Source organism: Sphingomonas sp. URHD0057 (assembly GCF_000620665.1).
GTDB lineage: Bacteria > Pseudomonadota > Alphaproteobacteria > Sphingomonadales > Sphingomonadaceae > Sphingomicrobium.
On record NZ_JIAU01000005.1, the window covers coordinates 60,426 to 77,136 of the forward strand.

Consider the following 16,711-nt stretch of genomic DNA (forward strand, 5'->3'; position numbering starts at 1 on the left):
AACCCGGGGTTTCCCCCTGTTACCCGGGGTCCGCAGGATCCCTTGCGTGACGAACGCTAGGTCGGCCCTCGCTCCACGCCCCCGGAGCGGGGGCCTTTTCTTTGGCATCCGGAAATGACGGAGCTAAGCGCGTCCTGTGACCAAACGGCTGAAGATCGCCTCGTGGAACATCAACTCGGTGCGGGCGCGCCCCGCGCTGGTCGAGCGGCTGATTGCCGAGCAGCAGCCCGACATCCTGTGCCTGCAGGAGACCAAGGCGAACGACGACGTCTTTCCGGCCGGACTGTTCAAGGATCGCGGCTACGTCCACCAGCAGCTGAATGGGCAGCGAATGCACCATGGCGTCGCGATACTCAGCCGTGTTCCAATCAAGGATCCAGGCAAGCACGACTGGCAGGACAATGGTGAGGCGCGCCACGTCGGCGTCCGGCTCGAATGCGGCATCCGGCTCGAGAATGTCTATGTCCCCGCCGGCGGCGATATCCCCGACCGTAGCCAAAACCCGAAGTTCGGCCAGAAGCTGGATTTCATCGAACGCATGACGCGGTGGTCGGAGGGTCTCCACGAACCGACGATCATCGTCGGCGACTTCAACGTCGCGCCCCTCGAATGCGACGTCTGGAGCCATAAGGCGCTGTTGAAGGTCGTCAGCCATACGCCGGTCGAAGTCGATGCCCTGGCCCGGTTACGCGAGGCCCACGACTGGATCGACATCGGCCGCCGCTTCTTCCCGGCGCCGGAGCGCTGTTACACCTGGTGGAGCTACCGCTCCCCGGACTGGACCAAGAATGACCGCGGCCGTCGCCTCGACCACATGTGGGCGTCGCCCGAGCTCGCCGGGCACCTCAAAGGGCATGCGGTGCTCGAACCCGTGCGCAATTGGGAGCGGCCGTCGGACCACGTGCCGCTCATCTGCGAGGTCGAGATTTGAGCGACTCCGCTTCGATCCGCCGCGCGATTGCCGCCTTGCGCGCGGGGAGACCGATTCGGATCGAGTGTCAGGATCCTGTCGCTGTCGTTGCGGTGGAAACCGCCACGCCCGAGCTTCTCGATATTGTCGATCCGAACCGCCACGGCCGGCTGCTGATCAGTGGCGAGCGCGCCGCCGCACTGGCGCTTGCCAATGAGCGCAATGCCGCCGACCCAGCGGCGCCGGTGCTGATCGAGCGCGCTCCTTGGCTCGATGGCGCGGCGGCGCTGGCGATCGCCGATCCCGGCCGCGATCTCGATCGTGGACCGATTGGGCCGCTGCATCCCCTGCACCTCGATTGCCCGGAGGCGGCAAAGGCCGCGCTCGGATTAGCCCGGCTCGCCGGCCTGCTGCCGGCATTATGGCTGGTCGATGACCAACCGGGCGCGATCCTGGTGTCGGCGGAGGACGTCGAGCGGCAGCGCAAGGCGCCGGCGGTCGAGCTCGTTGCGCGCGCAAAGCTGCCGCTCGACGGCATGCCCGACACGCAGATCGTCGCGTTCCGCGGATCCGACGACGGCCAGGAGCATGTCGCGCTGGTGGTCGGCGCGTTTGGCGGGAAAGCGCCCCTGGTCCGGCTGCACAGCGAGTGCCTGACGGGCGACGTGTTCGGATCGCTCAAATGCGACTGCGGGCCGCAGCTCAAGGAAGCGCTTCGGATCATCGGCGCGGCGGGTGGCGGCGTGCTGCTGTATCTGCGTCAGGAAGGGCGCGGCATCGGGCTGGCCAACAAGCTTCGCGCCTATGCGCTGCAGGATCGCGGTCTCGACACGGTCGACGCTAACCGCCGCCTGGGCTTTGCCGACGATGAGCGCGACTATGCGCATGCCGCGGCAATGCTTCGGACGCTCGGAGTCGATGAGGTCCGGCTCCTGACCAACAATCCGGACAAGGTTTCGGGTTTGGAAAGCGCGGGAATCACAATCGTGGAGCGTGTCCCGCACCACATGCCGACCAATCCGCACAACGCGGACTATCTCGCGACCAAACGCCGGAAGAGCGGGCACTTAATCTAGCCCGAGCAACCGCCGAACGTCGTCGAAGCTATGCGCGATCTCCGCTACGCCGAGGTTCCGCAATCTTTCGGTATGGCCAGCGAGGCAGTGCGCGCCGGCCGTTAGGCCGATCACGCGAGCGCCCGAAGCAAGCGCCCCGGTTACACCGACGACTGAATCCTCGAGGATCACGCTGCGGCCGATGTCGACGCCGAGTTGATCGGCGGCGAAGAGATAGAGATCGGGCGCGGGTTTGCCGCGTTCGACATGCTCGTTGCCGCTGTAAACGTGATCCCCGAACACGCCGGTGAGGCCGAGGTGCTGGAGATGCCCCCGAAGCCAGCGAGTCGAGCTGGACGACGCGACTGCCATTGGAAGGTCCGCTGGCAAGGAACGAACAAAGTCGATTGCGCCAGCGACCGCCTGGACGCCTTCCTCCAGCGCGCGAACGCTCTGCTCCTTGCGCCGTTGGTGGAACTCGGCCGGGAGCGGTCGGCCGATCTGACTTTCAAGAGCTGCAAGGAAGTCCCGGCCGGCAAGACCGACATAGCGCTCCATGGCTTCTTCGACGGTGTGGCGATGGCCGAGGTCGGTCAGAAGCTCGGCGAGGAGGCGGTTGCCCTCATATTCGCTCTCGAGGAGCACGCCGTCGAAATCGAAAATGATCGCGTCGAAGCTAGTCGTTTGGGATTTGGGCATCAGTCCTCGAACAGCGAGGTGCCGACGCGGACCGCCGTCGCACCGAGCATCACAGCGGCCTCATAGTCCGCCGACATGCCCATGCTCAGGCCCGTGACGTCATGGCGCCGTGCTAACTTGTTGAGAAGAGCGAAATAAGGAGCCGGCTCGACCCCCAGCGGGGGAATCGCCATGAGCCCGGCGAGCGGCAGAGGCGACGCGCGGACCGCAGCGGCGAGCGCGCCGACCTCCCCGATCGGGCAGCCGCCCTTCTGCTCTTCCTCGCCGATGTTCACTTGAATGTAGACCGCGGGAAAGCGCCGCGCCTTGTCCGCTTCCTTGACGAGGGCATCGAGAAGCGAAGCGCGATCGAGCGAATGGATCGCGTCGAACAGCGCGACGGCTTCGGCGGCCTTGTTGGATTGCAGCCGCCCGATGCAGTGGAGCAGAATGTCCGGATACCGGGAGCGAAGCGCGGGCCATTTGGCGAGCGCATCCTGCACCCGGCTTTCACCAAAGCTGCGCTGGCCAGCGGAGATCAGCGCTTCGATCGCCTCGCCGAGGCGAGTCTTGCTGACCGCGATGAGCTCGACGTCGGCCGGATCGCGGCGTGCGATGCCGGCGGACTTGGCGATTAGATCGAGGATATGTTGGCGCCGCTCAGCCGCGCCGGTCATCGATGGATCAGAACTTGAAGGCAGTGCCGATGTAGACGGCCTGGCTGTCGCGCCGCTCATCCTGCAGCGCCGACATCTTGTCGCGCTCGATCTGGTAGCGGACGCCGCCGGTCAGCGCGAACCGCTGCGACAGCGAATAGGAGCCGCCGAGATCGACCCAGCCGTTGTCGCCTTTGCGCAGGCCAGGAAGAGCGTGGTCGGTACCGCGCTCGGCGCCGACCGCGACTCGGCCGGTAAATTTCTTGAGCGAATAGCTGACGCCCACGATCGCGCTCTCGCGTCCGCCGAGCGCCGTATCCGCTTCCTTGACCTTGGCGACATCGCCAGCGACCGCGAAACGGCGCCAGCCCACGGCCACGCCGAGATTATAGGTGGTCGGCGCCAGGGCAACCGCCGTCGGCGCCGTCGACGCATCCGCGAGCTGGGTCTGAGCCGGCGTAGTCGTGCGTGCGCGAATTGCGACCCGGACCTGCGACGGCCGTCCCTTCGCCGGCGCCGGGGTGAACTTGAAATCGTGGAGCGAAAGGCCACGGCCGGCGAGCGCCGCCGCGAGCTTGGGATCGGCATTGGCCGGAGTGAAGGATGAAATCGGATCGAAGCTCAGCGAAATCGCTGACGGCCGCTTGGTCGAGGTGCTGGCGGCGAATGCCGGAGACAGCACGAGACTGCTCGCGGCAATGGCCGCAAGCAGCTTGGCTTCCCTCCGACTCGCGATCTTCAGCAAATCCAAAGACTCCCTGTTACGAGTCGATATAGTCCGTCCAACCTGAAGGTTCCATGAGCGGAATCGATTCAATTGCCTGCTGTTGCCGACTCAACACAATGTGGTTCAGCAGCGGGACACGCTTGCGGGAGGACCTTGACTATCTATAACGCCGCCAAACCTGAATTTCTCTCCTTCGAGGATCGCCGATGACTCGTCCGCACACGACCGCTGCCGCACTTCTGGTACTTGCCCTTGCAACATCGGGATGCGCGGCGAACCGCAGCCTACCCTCGCGGCTGGCGCCGTCGAAGATGACCAACATCGGCGTCAACAGCTATCTCTGGCGGGCGGCAATCGACACCGTCTCATTCGCCCCGTTGCTTCAGGCCAACCCCAACAGCGGCGTGATCATCACCGACTGGTATTCGAGCCCGAAGGCGCCGGGCGAGCGAGTGAAGCTGACGGTCGCGGTCCTCGACCCCGACCTTCGCGCCGACGCCCTGCGCGTCTCCGCGGCGCGGCAGGTCAACCAAAGCGGGGCGTGGGTCGATGCGCCGGTGACGGCGGCCACGGTGCAGAAGCTCGAGGACATCATCCTGACCAGGGCCCGCGACCTCCGCCGCGCCACTGTCCGGGGCTAATGAATCCACCATGACGGGGCGTTTCGACCCGGCCGAAGCCGACCGCCGCTGGCAAGCGCGGTGGGCCGAGCAGCGCTGTTTCGAGGCGGACAGCGAAAGCGCCAAGCCCAAGACCTATGTGCTGGAGATGTTCCCTTACCCGTCGGGACGCATCCACATGGGCCATGTGCGCAACTATACGATGGGCGACGTCATCGCCCGCTATCGGCGGATGCAGGGCCATGAAGTGCTTCACCCGATGGGTTGGGACGCCTTCGGCATGCCGGCCGAGAATGCCGCGATGGAGCGCGGCGTCCATCCCGGCCAGTGGACCTGGCACAATATCGAAACAATGCGCGAGCAGCTCAAACAGATCGGCTTCGCGCTCGACTGGTCGCGCGAGCTCGCGACCTGCGACCCGACTTATTACGGGCATGAGCAAGCGCTGTTCCTCGACCTGTTCGACGCCGGGCTCGTCTATCGCAAGGAGAGCGAGGTCAATTGGGACCCGGTCGACATGACCGTGCTCGCCAACGAGCAGGTGATCGACGGCCGCGGCTGGCGCTCGGGTGCGCTGGTCGAACGGCGCAAGCTCGCGCAGTGGTTCCTCAAGATTACCGATTTCGCCGAGGAGCTGCTCGACGGCCTCAAGACGCTCGACCAATGGCCCGACAAGGTCCGGCTGATGCAGGAGAATTGGATCGGCAAGAGCCGCGGGCTGCAGTTCCGCTTCCGCCCGGCCGAGCCGGTTGACTCCATCGATGGCGTCGACGTGTTCACGACCCGCCCCGACACGATCTTTGGCGCGAGCTTCGTTGCGATTGCGGCCGGCCACCCCATCGCGCAAGCACTCGCCGCGCAGGATTCCGAGGCCGCCGAGTTCATCGCCGAGTGCCAGCGTGGCGGAACCAGCCTCGCCGACATCGAGGCCGCCGAGAAACAGGGATTCAAGACGGCGCTGGAAGTCGTGCACCCGCTCGACCCCGAATGGCGGCTGCCGGTCTACATCGCGAACTTCGTGCTGATGGACTATGGCACCGGCGCGATTTTCGGCGTGCCCGGCCACGACCAGCGCGACTTCGAATTCGCGCGCAAATACGGCCTGCCGATCAAGCGCGTGGTCGCCGCCAGCAGCGAAGACGCATCGCTGCCGATTACGGGCGAGGCCGAGGTTATCGATGGCGTCGCGGTCAACTCGCGCTTCCTCGATGGCCTGACCGGCGAGCAGGCGACCGCGGACATCATCCGCCGCGCCGAGGAAGCCGGATGGGGCAAGGGCACGATCGCGTGGCGGCTGCGCGATTGGGGCGTGTCGCGCCAGCGTTACTGGGGCACGCCAATCCCGATCATCCATTGCGGGAAGTGCGGCGCCGTCCCGGTCCCGCGCGACCAGCTTCCGGTCGTATTGCCCGAAGACGTCAGCTTCGACGCGCCCGGCAACCCGCTCGATCGGCACCCGACGTGGAAGCATGTCGATTGCCCGAGTTGCGGCGGCGAGGCGATGCGCGAGACCGACACCCTCGATACGTTCGTCGATTCGAGCTGGTACTTCATCCGCTTCGCCAGCCAACCCAACGACCGCCCGTTCGACCGCGCCGAAGCCGAGCAATGGCTGCCCGTCGGCCAATATATCGGCGGCGTCGAGCATGCGATCCTGCACCTGCTCTACGCGCGCTTCTGGACCCGCGCCTTGCAGCATCTTGGCAAGCTGAATGTCGCGGAGCCGTTCACCGGCCTGTTCACGCAGGGCATGGTGACGCACGAGACCTATCGCGCCGGGGACGGGAGCTGGCTTAGCCCGGATGAGGTCCGCAAGGACGGCGACGACTGGATCCACATCGAGAGCGGCCATCCGGTCACTCCGGGCCGAATCGAGAAGATGTCGAAGTCGAGGCGCAATACGATCGACCCCGAGCCCATCCTCGCCAAATATGGCGCCGACGCAGTGCGCTGGTTCATGCTGTCCGACAGCCCGCCGGAGCGCGATCTCGAATGGTCCGAAGCCGGTATCGAGGGCGCCGCGCGCTTCGTTCAGCGTGTGTGGCGCCTGGCCAGCGACCAACGGTCAGGCGAAGGCAACGACGAGGCTCTTCAGCGCAAGCTGCACCGCGTCATCGCGGCAGTCGGCGAAGCGATCGACGGCCTGCAGTTCAACAAGGCCGTCGCGCAACTCTATGAGCTGGTCAACGCGATCGAAAAGGCGCCGCCTTCCACCACGCGGGCCGACGCGATCCGGAGCCTGATCCAATTGATCGCCCCGATGGCGCCGCACCTCGCGGAAGAGGCCTGGGCGTTGCTCGGCGGCGACGGCCTCGTCGTTGAATCGGCGTGGCCGAGTTTCGATCCGGCCCTGCTGGTTGACGACCAGGTGACCCTGGCGATCCAGATCAACGGCAAGCTGCGCGACACGCTGAGCGCGCCGCGGGGATTGCCTCGGGAAGACGCCGAGGCGCTCGCCCTCGCCTCGGACAAGGTGCAGCGGCAACTTGCCGGCGCCAGTCCGCGCAAGGTGATTGTCGTTCCCGACCGACTGGTGAATATCGTCGCATGATGCGGCCCGCCGCTCTCCTCCTGGCCTGCCTGGCGTTGCCGGGATGCGGCCTTCATCCGCTTTATGGCGGCGGTGCCTCGAGCCCCATCGCGGCGACCCTTCGCGCCGTCGAGGTGGCGCCGATCGCGGGGCAGTCGGGGTGGTTCATGCACAGCAAGCTGGTCGACCGGCTCGGCGAATCGGGCAGCGGCGCCGCGCAATACCGGCTCGACGTTACGCTGGACGACAACATCACCTCGTTCGGCATCCGGGGCGACCGCGCGGCGACACGCGAACGCCGCACCCTGCGCGCGCGCTACCAGTTGGTCAGCCTCGCAACCGGTACCGTGGTCCTCGATGCGACGGCGGGGTCCGACTCCGGCATCGACATCGTCAGCTCCGAATATGCGACGGTCGCCGCCGAGCAGACCGCGCTCGAGCAATTGTCCGATATCGTCGCCGACCAGATCGTCGCCCGCCTCAGCATCTATGCGGCGCGCACGCAGCCCGGCAGGTGAAGGCGAGCAAGGCCTCGATCGGCCGCTCGGTCGACCAGCCGAGCGCCGACATTCGCTTGTATCTGTTTCATGGCCCGGATGAAGCGCAGTCGCGGGGCCTGGGGGAACGGCTGCTGCAGGCGCTCGGCGCAACGAAATTCATGATTGCCGGCGGGACGGTCAAATCGGACCCAGCCTCGCTCGCCGATGAAGCGGGCGCCCTCAGCCTCTTCGGCGGCAAGCGCGCGATCTGGGTCGAGCCGGCGACCAAAGACATTGAGGACGGGGTCGTCGCGTTGCTCGAAGGCGCGGTGCCGGAAAGCCCGGTGATCGCAATTGCCGGATCGCTTCCCAAGACATCCGCCCTGCTCAAGCTGGCCGAGTCATCTCCCCAGGGGCTGGCTTACGCCTCCTATGTTCCGGAAGGACAGGATGCCATCCGCATGGTGGTCGACCTTGGCCGCCGTTACGGGCTCAAGATCAGTCCCCCGGTAGCGGCGCGGATCGCCGACAGCAGCGCCAACGACCAGGCCATTGCCGCGCAGGAGTTGCAGAAGCTGGCATTGTACATCGATGCCTCGCCGCAGATGCCGAAGGAGCTCGATCACTCGGCAATCGACGCGGTTGGCGCCGCTGCGGCGGAGGGGGACTTCGGCCGGCTGGCGGACTTGGCGATGACCGGCGACGTGGCCGGCCTTGCCGATGAGCTCGCCGCTTTGTCGCCGGCCGGGACCGAGGCCATTCCCGTCATCCGGTCGCTGCAGCGCCGGCTGCTGATGCTGGCGCCGATGCGGGCCCGGGTGGAACGCGGCGAATCTCCCGACGCCGTCATGACGTCGATGGGCAGGGCATTGTTCTGGAAGGACAAATCCGCTGCAGGCAGGATGCTCACTCTGTGGCCGGCGACCAAGCTGGCGACGGTCTCGGAGCGCGCCTCCAATCTCGAGCGGGCGGTGATTTTCGGGCCGGCGCCCGACCGCGAAACGTTGGGCGAAGAATTGCTTGCAATCGCGCGGGCAGCGCGCTCGCGGTGAGCTAGATCGGTTCGCCGGTCAGCCGCTGGCAGATCATGTCGAGCTGCTCGAGGTTGGAATAATTGAGGCTCACAGTTCCGCCCTGCCCCTTGTGAGTCACCTGCACGCGGACGCCGAGCATGTCGCCGAGCTGTCGCTCCAGCGCAGCCAAGTCGGGATCGATCGCGCTCGATTTGCCCAATACCAGCTCCACCGGACCGCGCTTGGCGCGCTTGGCGCGGGCCTCCGCCTGGCGCACTGAAAGGCCCTTCTTGACGATTTCACGGGTCAGCAATTCCGGGTCCGGCGCCGCAGCAACCGCCCTGGCGTGACCCATATTGATATCGCCTCGCATCAGCGATTGACGGACGAACTCCGGAAGATCAAGCAATCTCAACAGGTTGGCGACGTGGCTTCGCGATTTATGAACGATCTGGGCGACGGCTTCTTGGGTATGCCCGTAGCGGCTGACGAGCTGGCGATAGCCTTCCGCCTCCTCGATCGCGTTCAGATCCTCGCGCTGAATATTCTCGATCAGCGCCAGCTCGGCCATCGCTGATTCGTCGATGTCGCGGACGATTGCGGGAATGCTGTGGAGCCCGGCCCGCTGCGCCGCCCGCCAGCGCCGCTCGCCGGCAACGACCTGGAAGCCCTCGCCGGCCGGCCGCAGCAGAATTGGTTGAAGCACGCCGCGTTCGGCGATCGACTCGGCGAGCTCGGCGATGGATTCATCATTGAACAAGGTGCGCGGCTGATGCGGGTTCGGCCGGATCCGGCCGATCTCGACCTCGCGCACCCCGCCGCTCGACGCCGGCTCGGTCCCCGCCGGCAGCGGGGATGGTGCGTCGCCGAGCAAAGCGGACAGACCCTTGCCAAGCCCCTTCGCCATCCGCTCAGTCACGCCGCCACCGCCAGGGCGGGGAGCCGGCCGATGAGCTCGCGGGCCAGCCGGACGTAGGCTTCCGAGCCCGGGCAGCGCAGGTCGTAGATCAGCGCCGGCAGCCCATGGCTCGGCGCCTCCGACAGGCGCACGTTGCGCGGCACGACGGTCTCGAACACGGTCGCTCCGAGGCAGGCGCGGACGTCTTCCGCCACCGCGCCCGAGAGATTGTTGCGGCGGTCGAACATGGTCAGCGCGACGCCGAGGATCGAAAGCTGCGAATTGAAGGCGGAGCGGATCCGCTCCACGGTCTGGAGCAACTGGCTCAAACCCTCGAGCGCAAAAAACTCGCACTGCAGCGGCACGAGCAGATGCCGCGCCGCGACGAGCGCATTCACGGTGAGCAGCCCAAGCGACGGCGGGCAATCGATAAGCGCAATGTCCCACCGCCCCGGCGGCTCGGCGGCCAGAGCCTTGTCGAGCCGATGCGCGCGGTCCTCGAGCCCGACCATCTCGATCTCGGCCCCCGAGAGATCGACGGTCGCCGGCAACAGATCGAGGCGCGGCACGCGCGTGGCGACGGCCGCCTCGCTGACCGAGGCGCTGCCGATCAGCACGTCATAGCTCGACCGGATACGTTGAGCGTGACCAATCCCCACCCCGGTCGACGCATTGCCTTGCGGGTCGAGGTCGACGAGCAAGACGCGCCACCCGATCGCTGCCAGAGCGGTGGCGAGGTTGATCGCCGTCGTGGTCTTGCCGACCCCGCCCTTCTGATTGGCCACCGCGATCCGAATCACGCCTTGTGCCTCGCCTTCACGCCCGTCGCGACGATTATCCGGGAATCCGCGTCCGTCAGGCTTTGTTCCACGTGGAACACACCTTGCCATGCGCGTTGGGCCTCGGCCAGTTCGGATTGCGCATTCCGTCCCTTAGGGAGAACCCAGCGGCTATTTCTTGTGGACAAGTGGTGGGATAGTTCGAGCAGTTTGGGCAGTGGCGCGACGGCGCGCGCGGTGATCACATCGAACTTTCGCTCTAGGCTTTCGGCCCTGCCGCGGACGATGATTGTCTCAATCCCAAGTGATTCTGCCGCCTTGTGGAGGAATTCGGCGCGAAGACGCCGCGGTTCCACCAAAGTGACCGGCCCGTCCACGAGGCAAGCAATGACGATTCCGGGCAGCCCCGCGCCCGATCCGATGTCGAGCCAGGATGCCCCGGCGTGGGGCTCGAATCGTACCAGCTGGGCCGAATCCACAATGTGGCGCTCCCACAGATGGTCGATGGTCGAAGGCGAAACCAGGTTTTGCCGCTGATTCTCCTCAACGAGCAAGCCAGCGTAGGCCTCCAGCCTGCCGAATGTTTCACGTGAAACAGGCCGACCCGCAGCCTGCTCGAGCTCGCCGATCACGCCGCGGCGCGCCGGCTTGCCGCGACATACAGCGCCGACAGCGCCGCCGGAGTGACCCCGGCGATCCGAGAGGCTTGGTCCAGAGTCTCCGGCCGCGAGTCATCGAGCCGCTCGACCATCTCGTTCGAAAGACCCGGAACCGCGCCGAAGTCCAAATCGGCCGGAATCCATATGCGCGAGTCACGCCGGACGACTTCCCACTCGCGCTGCTGCCGCTCGACGTAAGGCGCGTAGAGCGAATCGGCGCGCCCTTCCTCCGTCTCGGCCCACTCTCTGTTTGACCGAGCCGCAAAGTGACGCTCGATCTGCGCCTTTCGCCGCGGCGATACACAGCCAGCCCCAAGCGCGGTCTCGCCCAGCCGCGAGGTCGCGTTGTCCGCGCGCAGCGACAAGCGATATTCGGCGCGCGCGGTCATCATGCGATAGGGCTCGTTCACCCCCTGAAGCGTCAGATCGTCAACCATCACACCGATGTAGCTTGAGCGCCGGTCAAACCGGACCTCGCCCAGGTCGAGCGCCCGTTCTGCAGCGTTGAGCCCAGCGACCAAGCCTTGCGCGGCGGCCTCTTCATACCCGGTCGTCCCGTTAATCTGCCCGGCGAGGAACAGCCCCGGTAGCTCGCGAGCTTCCAGAGTCGTGTTCAGGCGCCGCGGATCGACGAACTCGTATTCGACCGCGTAGCCGGGCCGCACGATCTCGGCGCGCTCGAGCCCGGGGATCGTGCAAACGAACTCCTTCTGGATGTCCGCCGGCAACGAGGTCGAGATCCCGTTGGGATAAACCAAATGATCGTCCAATCCCTCCGGCTCGAGGAAGATCTGGTGCGATTCGCGCTCGCTGAATCGCTTCACCTTATCCTCGATCGACGGGCAGTAGCGCGGCCCGCGGCCCTCAATCGCGCCGGCGAACAGCGGCGAATGATCGAAATTGGCACGAATGATGTCGTGAGTGCGCTGGCTGGTTCGAGTGATCGCGCAGCGGACCTGCGGCTGGCGAACATGATCATCCAACGCCGACATGGCCCAGCCATCGGCGTCGCTCGGCTGTTCCTCCAGCCGCGACCAATCGATCGTCCTGCCGTCCAGCCGCGGTGGGGTACCGGTCTTGAGCCGCCCCTGCCCCAGGCCAATGTCGCGGACCTGCCCGGCGAGCGCGACGGACGCCTGGTCGTCGCGGCGGCCGCCTGCGACCACCTCCTGGCCGACGAATAGGCGCGCGTCGAGGAAGGTGCCGGTGGCGATCACCAGCGCTCTGCAGGTCAAGGTGCCCGCGTCCGTCTCCACTCCGGCGAGGCGCTCATTGCGGATCACGAAGCGAAGCGCCTCGGCAGTGACGATCTCGACCCCGCTTTCGCCCAGCAGCTCCGCGACCGCGGTGCGGTAAAGCCTCCGGTCGGCCTGAACGCGCGGTCCCCACACCGCCGGCCCCTTGCTCCGGTTGAGCATCCGGCGGTGAATCGCCGCCCGGTCCGCGGCACGTGCCATCAGTCCGTCGAAGACATCGAGCTCGCGCACCAGGTGGCCCTTGCCGACGCCGCCGATCGACGGGTTGCACGACATCTGCCCGGCGTCCGCGGCCCGAAACGTGATCAGGCCGACGCGCGCACCGCGGCGCGCCGCAGCGGCCGCGGCTTCGCCTCCGGCATGGCCGGCACCGATGACCAGAACGTCGAACATGCCCGCCCCTTAACGCATCAGTGTTTCACGTGGAACATCGTCATTTGCCGAGGCAGAAGCGGGAAAAAAGCGTGTCGAGCACGTCTTCGACACCGGCGCGGCCAGTTAGCCGATCGAAAGCGCCGCGCGCGAGCCGAAGGTTCTCCGCGACGAGGACCGCCTCACGCGTCGGCGTGGCCAGAGCGTCGCGGGCCTCCGCCAACAATTTCGCCTGGCGCCGGTTGAGCGCAATAGCCCCCTCCCCGGGCAACAACGGTTTGGCAGCCTGCGCGACGCGGTCGAGAAGCTCGGTCAGCCCAACGCCCGTTTTCGCCGACACCGCAAGCGAGCCCTCGGGAGCCGGACCGCGCATGTCCGCCCTGGCGTGGACGAGAATAGCACCTGGCGGAGCGGCGTTCGGCTCGCCCAGCCAAAGCAGGATGTCGGCGGCCGCCGCCAACTGGTTTGCCCGCTCGACCCCGATCGCCTCTACCTGGTCCTCGGTCGTGCGCAGGCCGGCGGTGTCGGTCAGCAAGATGGGCAGGCCGGCAATCGCCAGCGGCACTTCGATATGATCGCGGGTGGTGCCCGGGACGTCCGTTACGATCGCCCGCTCAACACCAGCTACCGCATTGACAAGGCTCGATTTTCCGGCATTTGGTGGGCCGGCGACAACCACTCGCACGCCATCCTTGAGAGGCTCGATCCGCGGGCGCGCGAGCCATTGGTCGAGCTCAGCAACCAGCGCCGCGACGCCGGTCAATAGCGACGGATCGATGGCGCTGTCGTCCTCATCGTAATCGATCGCTCGCTCGGCCGCAGCCGACAAATCAAGCAGCCTGTCCTGCCACTCGGTCAGCTGCCTCCTCAGCCCGCCTTCGGCCAAGGCCAGTGCCGCCTTGCGCTGCGATTCGGTCTCGGCCTCGATAAGATCGGCCAACCCTTCCGCCTCGGTCAGGTCGATGCGGCCGTTCTCGAACGCACGGCGAGTGAATTCGCCCGGCTCGGCCTCGCGCAATCCGTCGAGCTGGCCGAGTGTCCGAAGCACCGCGTCGACGACCGCGCGCCCGCCGTGGCAGTGAAACTCGACGCTGTCCTCGCCGGTCGAGCTCGCAGGTGCATCGAACCGAAGGACCAACGCCTCGTCGAGCCGCTCGCAGGTCGCCGGATCGCGCAGTTCGCGAAGGGCGGCGTGGCGAGCGTCAGGCAGTAGGCCCGCCATCCGCCTCGCCGCTTCGTGCGCCACGGCCCCGCTGATGCGGATGACGGCAATCGCAGCCGGCGGCCGGCCGCTGGACAGAGCGAAGATCGTGTCCACGAGCCCTAGGTGAAGAAAGGCGCGATCACCGGCGCGACATGCCCGGCGCCCTCCCAGATCATCTTGAGCGCGACCCACAGAATGACCAGCAGGCCGAGCCACGCGATCCATTTATAGCGGTCGATGTAGCGGGCGATGAAATTGGCGGCGACGCCCATCAGGATCACCGACAGGATCAGGCCGAAGACCAGCACCCACGGGTGATCCTTGGCGGCTCCGGCGACCGCCAGGACGTTATCGAGGCTCATGCTGACGTCGGCGAGGGCCACGCCCCACGCCGCGCTGGCAAAGCTCCTGGCGGACTGCAGGCCCGAATGCTCGTCGCCGACGATTTCCTCGGAACCCTTGCTTTCGTCCTTGTGTCGAAGCTCGCGGTACATCCGCCATGCCACCCACAGCAGGAGAATGCCGCCGGCGAGGACCAGGCCGACGACCTGCAGCAGCTGGGTAACGAGCAGCGCGAAGGCGATGCGGAGCACGAGCGCCGCGAGCACGCCGATCATGATGACCTTGCGGCGCTGCGCCGCGGGCAATCCCGCCGCGAGCGCGCCGACGACGATCGCATTGTCGCCGGCGAGCACGATGTCGATCGCCAGGATCTCGAAGAAAGCTGCGATCGCCGAAGGCGTGATCATGCTCGCGATGTCCATGGCTTCGCGCCTAGCCGAGAGCGAGCACGCTTCTCAAGCCCAGCACGTGATCGCCGCCGACCCAACCTTCGTAGATCATGCTAACCGCGACGTAGAGGATGACGCCGAGCCCGATGTAATTGATCCAGTGATACCGCTGGATCAGCCGCGCGACGTAATTGGCGGCGAGGCCCATGAACAGCACCGAGAAGGTCAGGCCGATGAACAGCAAAGCCGGATTCTCGCGCGCGATCGACGCGACCAGCAGCACATTGTCGAGGCTCATGCTGAGGTCGGCCGCGGTGATCTGGATCGCGGCGCGCAGCAAGGTCTTGGTTGCCGGCGGGCCTTCGACCACCGCCGTGTCGGGGTCGTCGTGGACGACCGGCGGCCGCTTCGGCCGGAGCTCGCCCGCCATGTTGTAGGCGACCCACAGCAGAAGCAGGCCGCCGGCGAACACCAGACCCGTAACCTTGAGCAACTGGGTCGCGATCACGGCGAAGGTGATCAGGAAGACCAGCGCCATGCCGACGCCGAACAGCAGAACCTTGCGCCGGTCCTTCTCCGGCAGGCCCGAGGCGAGCGAACCCATGATGACGATATTGTCGCCGGCCATGGTCAGATCGCCGATGATGATCTGCCCCAGCTTGGCGAGCCCGGCGGCGGTGAAAATCGCGCCGAAATCTAGGCCCTCGAACACGGGCAGACCCTTACTGGTTCATGGAAGCGAAGAAATCTTCGTTCGACTTGGCGTCCTTCATCTTGTCGAGCAGGAACTGCATCGCGTCGACCGTGCCCATCTGCATCAGAATCCGACGCAGCACCCACATCTTGGTGAGGACGTTCTGATCAACCAGCAGCTCTTCCTTGCGGGTGCCGGATTTGCCGACATCGAGCGAGGGGAAGATGCGCTTGTCGCTGACCTTGCGGTCGAGCACGATTTCGCTGTTGCCGGTGCCCTTGAACTCTTCGAAGATCACTTCGTCCATCTTGGAGCCGGTATCGATCAGCGCGGTGGCGATGATGGACAGCGAGCCGCCTTCCTCGATGTTGCGCGCGGCGCCGAAGAAGCGCTTTGGCCGCTGCAGCGCATTGGCATCGACGCCGCCGGTCAGCACCTTGCCGGAGCTCGGCACCACGGTGTTGTAGGCGCGGCCGAGGCGGGTGATCGAATCGAGCAGGATCACGACATCCTTCTTGTGCTCGACCAGGCGCTTGGCCTTCTCGATCACCATCTCGGCGACCTGGACGTGGCGTTGCGCGGGTTCGTCGAAGGTCGATGAAATGACCTCGCCATGGACAGAGCGCTGCATGTCGGTGACCTCTTCCGGCCGCTCGTCGATGAGCAGGACGATCAGGATCACTTCGGGGTTATTGTCGGTGATCGCGCGTGCGATATTCTGCAACAGCACGGTCTTGCCTGTCCGCGGCGGCGAAACGATCAGCGCGCGCTGACCCTTGCCGAGCGGCGCGACAATGTCGATCACCCGCGCGGACTTGTCCTTGATCGTCGGGTCAAGCGTGTCGAGCTTGAGCTTTTCGTCAGGATAGAGCGGCGTCAGATTGTCGAAATTGACGCGGTGACGGACCTGCTCCGGATCGTCGAAGTTGATCGTCGTGATCCGAGTCAGGGCGAAGTAGCGCTCGCCTTCCTTGGGCCCGCGGATCTCGCCTTCGACGGTGTCGCCGGTGCGCAGGCCAAAGCGGCGGACGATCGAGGGCGTGACGTAAATGTCGTCGGGACCGGCGAGGTAATTTGCTTCGGGCGAGCGAAGGAAGCCGAAGCCGTCATTGAGCACCTCGATGGTGCCCGAGCCCATGATCTCGACGCCGTTCTCGGCCTGGATCTTGAGGATCGAGAACATGAGATCTTGCTTGCGCATCGTCGACGCGCCCTCGACTCCCATGTCCTCGGACATCGCAACCAGCTCGGCCGGCGGTTTCTTTTTCAGTTCTTTCAAATGCATAAATTGTTCTTTTCTTGGGGAATTGTGCTCGAGCTTCTTGCGTTGGTTCACAAAGCCGGAGGCGGCAGGACGCCGCGATGCGGAAGGATGGCGGCCGGTAATTTAGTGAAACTGGCCGGGAGCCGTCACGATTGGAGGTATGTCTCGCCGCGCCGCCTGTCAATC

17 protein-coding genes are annotated in these 16,711 nt (G+C 65.9%); 6 read left to right on the forward strand and 11 right to left on the reverse strand.

The window, feature by feature from the left end:
* The first annotated feature begins 136 nt into the window (after positions 1-136).
* Positions 137-931 (forward strand): exodeoxyribonuclease III, encoded by a 795-nt coding sequence (locus N539_RS0100375; RefSeq protein ID WP_028968652.1) that lies wholly within the window; start codon positions 137-139, stop codon positions 929-931.
* Positions 913-1,986 carry a GTP cyclohydrolase II gene (gene ribA, locus N539_RS0100380; protein WP_443027617.1) on the forward strand — a complete coding sequence of 358 codons (1,074 nt, stop codon included), beginning with the start codon at positions 913-915 and terminating at the stop codon, positions 1,984-1,986. The genes N539_RS0100375 and ribA overlap by 19 nt, the downstream gene beginning before the upstream one ends.
* On the opposite strand, the gene N539_RS0100385 is transcribed toward ribA, so the two are convergent.
* The 3 genes from N539_RS0100385 to N539_RS0100395 are packed head-to-tail and all read right to left on the reverse strand — an operon-like array spanning position 1,978 to position 4,044.
* Positions 1,978-2,664, reverse strand: a complete 687-nt coding sequence (locus N539_RS0100385) for an HAD family hydrolase (protein ID WP_028968654.1) — start codon at positions 2,662-2,664, stop codon at positions 1,978-1,980. The two genes, ribA and N539_RS0100385, sit on opposite strands and share 9 nt — an antisense overlap.
* Positions 2,664-3,320, reverse strand: coding sequence for a YggS family pyridoxal phosphate-dependent enzyme (locus tag N539_RS0100390; RefSeq protein WP_028968655.1), 657 nt, complete (start codon positions 3,318-3,320; stop codon positions 2,664-2,666). Before N539_RS0100390 ends, N539_RS0100385 begins: the two co-directional genes overlap by 1 nt.
* Positions 3,321-3,327: 7 nt before the next feature.
* Positions 3,328-4,044, reverse strand: a complete 717-nt coding sequence (locus tag N539_RS0100395) for a porin (RefSeq protein WP_231462795.1) — start codon at positions 4,042-4,044, stop codon at positions 3,328-3,330.
* A 188-nt stretch (positions 4,045-4,232) separates the two neighbouring features.
* Here N539_RS0100395 and N539_RS0100400 point away from each other — a divergent pair, with 188 nt between their 5' ends.
* Genes N539_RS0100400 through holA form a run of 4 tightly spaced genes read left to right on the forward strand, consistent with a single transcriptional unit; the run spans position 4,233 to position 8,707 of the window.
* A complete protein-coding gene (locus N539_RS0100400) occupies positions 4,233-4,667 on the forward strand; it encodes a DUF3576 domain-containing protein (protein ID WP_028968657.1) in 435 nt (144 codons plus the stop codon).
* Positions 4,668-4,677: 10 nt separating this feature from the next.
* The gene (leuS, locus tag N539_RS0100405) at positions 4,678-7,197 is read left to right on the forward strand and encodes a leucine--tRNA ligase (protein WP_028968658.1); all 2,520 of its coding nucleotides are present in this window, start codon (positions 4,678-4,680) and stop codon (positions 7,195-7,197) included.
* Entirely contained in the window at positions 7,194-7,694 is a 501-nt protein-coding gene (gene lptE / locus N539_RS0100410) for an LPS assembly lipoprotein LptE (protein ID WP_028968659.1), read from the forward strand. Before leuS ends, lptE begins: the two co-directional genes overlap by 4 nt.
* Positions 7,691-8,707: a DNA polymerase III subunit delta gene (gene holA, locus N539_RS0100415; RefSeq protein WP_028968660.1), complete on the forward strand. Its 1,017-nt coding sequence runs from the start codon at positions 7,691-7,693 to the stop codon at positions 8,705-8,707. The genes lptE and holA overlap by 4 nt, the downstream gene beginning before the upstream one ends.
* 1 nt (position 8,708) lies before the next feature.
* On the opposite strand, the gene N539_RS0100420 is transcribed toward holA, so the two are convergent.
* The 8 genes from N539_RS0100420 to rho are packed head-to-tail and all read right to left on the reverse strand — an operon-like array spanning position 8,709 to position 16,546.
* On the reverse strand, positions 8,709-9,575 hold the full coding sequence (locus N539_RS0100420; protein ID WP_037551626.1) for a ParB/RepB/Spo0J family partition protein: 867 nt from the start codon (positions 9,573-9,575) through the stop codon (positions 8,709-8,711).
* 8 nt (positions 9,576-9,583) lie between these two features.
* On the reverse strand, positions 9,584-10,366 hold the full coding sequence (locus tag N539_RS0100425) for a ParA family protein (RefSeq protein ID WP_028968662.1): 783 nt from the start codon (positions 10,364-10,366) through the stop codon (positions 9,584-9,586).
* On the reverse strand, positions 10,363-10,977 hold the full coding sequence (gene rsmG / locus N539_RS0100430) for a 16S rRNA (guanine(527)-N(7))-methyltransferase RsmG (RefSeq protein WP_051531070.1): 615 nt from the start codon (positions 10,975-10,977) through the stop codon (positions 10,363-10,365). Before rsmG ends, N539_RS0100425 begins: the two co-directional genes overlap by 4 nt.
* Positions 10,974-12,653 carry a tRNA uridine-5-carboxymethylaminomethyl(34) synthesis enzyme MnmG gene (gene mnmG / locus N539_RS0100435; protein WP_028968664.1) on the reverse strand — a complete coding sequence of 560 codons (1,680 nt, stop codon included), beginning with the start codon at positions 12,651-12,653 and terminating at the stop codon, positions 10,974-10,976. The genes rsmG and mnmG overlap by 4 nt, the downstream gene beginning before the upstream one ends.
* Positions 12,654-12,693: 40 nt before the next feature.
* Positions 12,694-13,950 carry a tRNA uridine-5-carboxymethylaminomethyl(34) synthesis GTPase MnmE gene (gene mnmE / locus N539_RS0100440; protein ID WP_028968665.1) on the reverse strand — a complete coding sequence of 419 codons (1,257 nt, stop codon included), beginning with the start codon at positions 13,948-13,950 and terminating at the stop codon, positions 12,694-12,696.
* Positions 13,951-13,955: 5 nt separating this feature from the next.
* The gene (locus tag N539_RS14705) at positions 13,956-14,600 is read right to left on the reverse strand and encodes a TerC family protein (RefSeq protein WP_037551628.1); all 645 of its coding nucleotides are present in this window, start codon (positions 14,598-14,600) and stop codon (positions 13,956-13,958) included.
* A 10-nt stretch (positions 14,601-14,610) separates the two neighbouring features.
* Entirely contained in the window at positions 14,611-15,279 is a 669-nt protein-coding gene (locus N539_RS0100450; RefSeq protein ID WP_231462797.1) for a YjbE family putative metal transport protein, read from the reverse strand.
* Between the two features lie 10 nt (positions 15,280-15,289).
* Positions 15,290-16,546 carry a transcription termination factor Rho gene (gene rho, locus N539_RS0100455; RefSeq protein ID WP_028968667.1) on the reverse strand — a complete coding sequence of 419 codons (1,257 nt, stop codon included), beginning with the start codon at positions 16,544-16,546 and terminating at the stop codon, positions 15,290-15,292.
* Positions 16,547-16,711: the final 165 nt, after the last annotated feature.